At 43.6% G+C, this 5,907-nt stretch carries 5 protein-coding genes; all 5 read left to right on the top strand.

The window, feature by feature from the left end:
* The first annotated feature begins 777 nt into the window (after nucleotides 1–777).
* Nucleotides 778–2,061, top strand: coding sequence for a DUF3575 domain-containing protein (locus B5D06_RS08725; RefSeq protein ID WP_078737594.1), 1,284 nt, complete (start codon nucleotides 778–780; stop codon nucleotides 2,059–2,061).
* An 11-nt stretch (nucleotides 2,062–2,072) separates the two neighbouring features.
* Nucleotides 2,073–3,164 (top strand): DUF6562 domain-containing protein, encoded by a 1,092-nt coding sequence (locus B5D06_RS08720; protein ID WP_078737593.1) that lies wholly within the window; start codon nucleotides 2,073–2,075, stop codon nucleotides 3,162–3,164.
* A gap of 15 nt (nucleotides 3,165–3,179) precedes the next feature.
* Nucleotides 3,180–4,217 carry a DUF6562 domain-containing protein gene (locus tag B5D06_RS08715; RefSeq protein ID WP_078737592.1) on the top strand — a complete coding sequence of 346 codons (1,038 nt, stop codon included), beginning with the start codon at nucleotides 3,180–3,182 and terminating at the stop codon, nucleotides 4,215–4,217.
* A gap of 73 nt (nucleotides 4,218–4,290) precedes the next feature.
* A complete protein-coding gene (locus B5D06_RS08710) occupies nucleotides 4,291–5,331 on the top strand; it encodes a DUF6562 domain-containing protein (protein ID WP_234989587.1) in 1,041 nt (346 codons plus the stop codon).
* Nucleotides 5,332–5,587: 256 nt separating this feature from the next.
* A partial coding sequence (locus B5D06_RS08705; RefSeq protein WP_143742667.1) for a transposase occupies nucleotides 5,588–5,907 on the top strand: 320 nt, incomplete at its 3' end.

The raw sequence follows: 5,907 nt of genomic DNA, 5'->3' as shown, positions 1-5,907 counted from the left end.
GATGATAGCATTTCCGAAATAAATGCCGACTTTTGTGATGCTGTAAGCTCCATTGTTCTTAATTTGTTTTTTGTTGTTACCACAAAGTTAAGAGCTACGGGGCTTACACATTTTTTTGAGGACACTATCTAGGAAGTCGATAACAACACACTGAATACGATATTATCGTAACACCCTCTAAAAGGGTTAATGATTAGCCTCCTAAGGATTAATCCTTTCCAGAGTTCGCACAGAGGGTTTTGTTCCAAAGGGTTAATGGTTACATTTTTAATCTACTATCCCAACACTTACTTTTAACAATATCGGGTTGCACTACCTTTTTTCTTCAAAAACAATAATAGCTCAATAAAAATCAGATTGTCCGAACACGTTTTTACAAAGATTTTAGAAAGCTACAACCTTTCGCTTACAGAAAGAGCTATCTCTCAATAAAGAAACAATATTATGTCGCCTCTTTCAAAAACAATTCACAAAAGAGGATATTATATTAAATAAAATATTTTATCTTTGTCTCGAAATGGATACATGCTACTGCATTTGCGCACGAAACAGACATTGGGATTAATGAGAAACTCCTTGCTTAAAGTATTCTCCTTTTAATTATGAATAGAAAACGTTCCGTTCACACAATACTTCACAAACCCTCTCTCTACACAAGATGTAGCCATTATCCACACTCATTCTGAACAAACTCCTTTTATCGTTTCACAGCCCTGCTATACCTCTTTTTCTCTCTTGGCCATTCCCTCCTATATGCAGAGGCTCTAAATTGATTATATGAAAAGAACGCTACTACTCCTTTCACTAATTGTCCATGTACTATGGGCTGGAGCATCTTTACAAGTAGAGGCTCCCCCTCTTCAAGGGGACTCTGTTATTGCTCAGGCGTACGAATGGTATCCTCGGTATGTAACATTCCTACCCTCCGACAAGTTAGACTCCGTTTTAGCGTATGCTCACACGGATCTTGTTCCCGTCATCTATGAGGTAAACAAAGCTGTGTTGCGAGAAGACGAGCAACTCTCTGAGATTGTAAACCTTATCAACAAATTGAGAAAAGACGAACGGGTCAAGATGTCTTACATTTGGATTGGAGGTAGTGCCTCGCCTGAGGGTCCTATTGAAGGCAATAAGTGGTTGGGAGCATGGCGTGCACGAGTGTTTGCTGACTATATCAAGAGGAAAACCAACTTGACCGACGCTGACATTCGGAAAGAAAATCTTTGGGAAGATTGGCTAACGCTCTCTCGTCTCCTTCGGGAACAAGAATTCCCCAACAAGGAACGAGTTTTGGAAATCATCTCAAACGAGAATGATTGGGCAGTAAGAAAACGCAAGATAAAAGCAATAGACCAAGGAAAGACGTGGCGACTATTACTACAAGACATTTTTTCCGTATTGCGTAACTCGCGTATGGTTATTGTCTGCTCTGCTGAAGATATTAAGCTCCCCACTCCAGTCTCTCCGACTCCTACCCATTTACCACCCGACACTGTAACCATAACACCCACTCCTGTGGTTGAAATGCCCCTTGAAGCCCCTGTTGAAAATCGATTCTGGGCCATTAAAACAAATGGACTCTTCTTGGGTGCCCTACTTGCGAATGCTGGTTTTGAAGTGGAGCTTTGGCGTCAATGGAGCTTGGATGTACCTGTTTGGTATTCTCCCTACGACTACACCCCAACTCGTAAAGTACGCCTTTTGGCTTCGCAACCCGAGCTACGCTACTGGTTGAAAAAAGCGGGCAGAGGCAACTTCTTCGGGATTCATACACACATAGTAGGCTTTAATGTGGCTATTAACGATAATGGACGATACCAAGACCCCAACCACGCACTATGGGGGATGGGACTCAGCTACGGCTATGCCACTCACTTGGACAAAGCGGGACGCTGGAGTTTAGAGTTCAACATCGGAGCAGGCTTTGCCGAATATGACTACGATGTCTATCGTAACTGGAACAATGGTCCTAAATTCCACTCAGGCAACGACTTCTATTGGGGTATTACCAGAGCTGGCATCTCCATTGCTTACAAATTCTACAAGCCTCGTAAAAAGTAAGAAAGAGCACCATGTACAAGAAGTTATATACACTTATCCTAACCCTATGTGGGGTGGCAAGCCTACTTAGCTCTTGCGACCGTACCATCCATGAGTATCCACAACCCATCGAATCGGAGGTTATCATCGAAACACACATCGATCGCACGCCTCCTCTCTACCATAAAGAGGTAGTATATGGTCCCAAGTGGGAGCGTTCGGTAAAAGTTCTTGATGCTGTGAGTACTCCTGCTTACCAACCTGCCGAGGGATATGCTATGCGCCTTATCCTCGACATCTACCGTTGCAACCCAACGCGTGCCACACGCTCTATGCGCCAAGATGAGCGAGTAGCGCGCCATGTGATGGAGTTGGACAAAGATGCTCTTCCTCCTCAAAATCGCTTATACACGAAGCTACCCGATGGTAACTACTGCATATTGGCTTGGGCGGACTATGTACGCAAGGGGCAGCCGACCGATACTCATTACTCTACCCCTACTCTTCTCAACATTCTCTCTAACATTAAAAATTATCCAACCGACATACATCTCAAAAGTTGCGCTGCGGGACAACAATCTTTCACGCTCGACATGAATTTGGGTCCTGAGGGTTATCCTCTCCTACCCGATATGGGAGTACAACGCTCTCGCCTTATCCCCGTATTACTTTCTCGCCCCGTGGCTCGCTATACATTAGTCGCTTCGGACTATCGTGCCTTTGTTCAAGATGGTGGTAAACTAAAAGGAGGCAAAGTGAAAGTAACCTACAAGCAGTACGTGAGCATAGGGTACGATGTTTCTCAGAAAGAACCGAACGAATTTATTAGCACCTATAGTTTCGAAGCTCCACTACCCGACGACCTTTCGCAAGATACAGAGGAGATTATCCTGCTGAAAGACTACCTTTTCACAAGTTTCAAAAAGGAAGACAACATCATCGTAGACCTCTGTTTCTTCGATGCTAACGGCGTAGAGATTAGTCGTTGTGCCAATGTAGAAGTACCCTTGTTACGCAACCATGAGACGGTAGTCAAAGCTCCTTTCTTGACCAAAAAGATTGACAATGGAGGTCAGGTCTCTATCGACGAAAAGTTTGATGGCGAACATATTGTAGAAATATAATTCTCCCCTGAAAAGATGAAAAGAATTGCAATACTATTTCTCTCCCTTTTGGTCCTTATAGTAACACCCTCTTGCCAACCTAAGCAAGAGGTTGATAACGACCTTGAAGAGCAAACCTCCATGATAGAAGTTAGTTTTTCTGTATCACCCCCCGATGGAGAGTTACAGACTCGGTCTGCCCTCTTGGGTCAAGAGAGCAATAGTGCTTTAGGGGGCATACATAACATTGATTGGGTTAATAAATACGACCTACGCTACCAAATAGCCATTTATAAGGTAGAAAGCGACGGAACGCACCGCCGAGTGGTTGCCCCTCTGTCAAAGATCGAGGATGCCAACACCCCCGCTACATTTGCTCTACGTCTCAGCCCCAATCGCACTTACAAAGCTGTGGTATGGGCGGACTTCATACCTCAAGGCACTCGTACAGACCACCATTACAATACGCAAGACTTCCCTAACATCACCCTCTTGCCCTCCGATGCTACCGCAATTCTCAACGATGAGAGCCGCGATGCCTTTTATGGTGCACAAGAGTTTGCAGTAACCAACCAAGGGGTGGCACAGCAACTCGTTCTAAAACGTCCCTTTGCCAAACTACGTATCGTAACAACAGACTGGGAGCCCACAGCACCAAAAGTAGACCAAATAAAGATAGCTTACTATGGTTGTAAACGATTTACAAGCATCAACCTCCTCACAGACCAGAGTACAGGCATCGACCTCCCCAAAAGCGAAAACGTTACCACCTATAGTGGTACACTCAACAAAACCGAAAAAGAGTACGCCTTGGGTTACGACTTGAGCCCTAACAATCGCACCATCATGGTGGACTATCTGATGACTCCTTCAAAAGGACAAACTCCGATTAACATTATATTCGAAGCCTTAGAGGGCAATACTTCGTTAGTGCGCTACAATCTCAAGAGCAACATTCCTATCCAACGTAACTGGCTAACCACCATTACGGGTAATATGCTTACCAATACAAATGGTACAGTTACACTATCGGGAGAAGCAACTCCACGTCTCTCTCTAACTCCTTTTAATTAAAGAGATGAGCACAAGAAACTAACTATTAAATATTTACTCTTTGCATATTAATCCATTTTTATTTTATACAACAATGAAAATCAAAGCAATCTACCTTCTATTTTCTCTATTTCTTCTGGCAGGATGTCAGACCAAGGAGGTGCTTGTTATAGATCAACAAGTACCCGATGGTAGTAGCGAAGCTAATATCAACTTTACGCTATCTATTCCCGAAGAGCAAGGTCTCCAAGCTACTCGTGCTGCCCTCTATGGAGAGCAAAGCAGTAGTGCCGCAGGCGGTCTCACGAATGTAAATCTCACCACCTCACACGATCTTCGCTACCAGTTGGCAATTTATCGTGTAGAAGCCTCAGGCACAACTATTGAAGCTGTTGCTCCTATCAAAAAGGTGGTAGATAGATACCAACCCGTATCTTTCTCTCTGCGATTAACCCCTAACCGCACCTACAAAGCTGTGGTATGGGCGGACTTTGTAACCCAAGGCTCCGAAGAGGATTTGCACTACAACACTTCCGACTTGACCAACATTGTCTACAAAGACGTACAAAAGACCGATATCCTCAACGATGAGAGTCGCGATGCCTACTTCATAACTAAAGACTTTCAAGTAGGCAACCAAAGCGTTAATGAGTCGCTCGTACTAAAGCGTCCCTTTGCGAAGTTGCGTGCTGTAACTACCGACTGGGGCTTGCACAAATTGGAGAAAGCTGACAATTTCAAAATAACCTACTACGGCTGCAAGCGTTTCAAAAAGCTCAATGCCGTAACAGGAGAGGGCGAAAGCGAAGATTTACCCGATGGAGAGAGCAAGTTCTACACAGGTCGTATCAATAAGGATCAGAAAGAGTATGCCCTAAACTATGATTTAAGTACAAACAACCGTACACTCATCGTGGACTACCTAATGACCGACAAGAGTAATCAAACGCCCATCCACCTCAAGTTTGAAGCACTGGACGGAGCCACCCCTATTACCAGCCACGACCTCAAAACCAACGTCCCCATTCAACGTAATTGGCTTACCACTATAACAGGTAATCTCTTGACAAATAATGCAACTTTCAATATCTCTATCGAAGAGAGCTTTGTCAATGAAACAACCATTAATCAATAGCGTCAAGTCAAAGAAACTAAGGTTCTAACCTCCTTTCAAACTCCTTTTTGCACCCCTCCAATGGGTAATGCAAAAAGCATCAAAGAGCTGTTCTCCATGGGAGGGAACAGCTCTTTTTCTCTTCTATTGATAGGAGCAATACATAGTCAGCCCTTAAAAGTCATCTAATTGCTGATATTCAACATATTATATTAAGAGTCTCTTTGATAAATCTGCAAGCTTTCTTTTCTTTACAGTGAGAAACTTGCAGATTTTCATGATTAAAAAGCCTCATCATAGTCCTTCATTATTCAGCAGCTTATCAGACCTGTTGAATTCATCGCATCCACTCTATAAATTAGCCGACAAAATAGATTGGGCAAAATTCGATACGGCTTTCGAGCCTTTGTATTCTCAGAATAATGGTCGCCCTGCTAAGCCGATTCGTCTGATGTGTGGATTGTTTATTCTCAAACATCTTCGCAATCTCTCAGATGAATCGGTTGTGGAACAATGGAGTGAAAATGCTTATTATCAGTACTTTTGTGGCATGCAAGAGTTTACACCCTGTGCCCCCTGCGCCTCTTCTGAATTGGT

This window comes from Porphyromonas circumdentaria, assembly GCF_900167105.1.
Taxonomy (GTDB): Bacteria; Bacteroidota; Bacteroidia; order Bacteroidales; family Porphyromonadaceae; genus Porphyromonas; species Porphyromonas circumdentaria.
This window is presented reverse-complemented; position numbering and strand designations above follow the sequence as displayed.

Bases quoted from the DNA above. Each gene is read 5' to 3' on its own strand.
- B5D06_RS08725 (WP_078737594.1), top strand. From the start codon at position 778: ATGAAAAGAACGCTACTACTCCTTTCACTAATTGTCCATGTACTATGG.
- B5D06_RS08720 (WP_078737593.1), top strand. From the start codon at position 2,073: ATGTACAAGAAGTTATATACACTTATCCTAACCCTATGTGGGGTGGCA.
- B5D06_RS08715 (WP_078737592.1), top strand. From the start codon at position 3,180: ATGAAAAGAATTGCAATACTATTTCTCTCCCTTTTGGTCCTTATAGTA.
- B5D06_RS08710 (WP_234989587.1), top strand. From the start codon at position 4,291: ATGAAAATCAAAGCAATCTACCTTCTATTTTCTCTATTTCTTCTGGCA.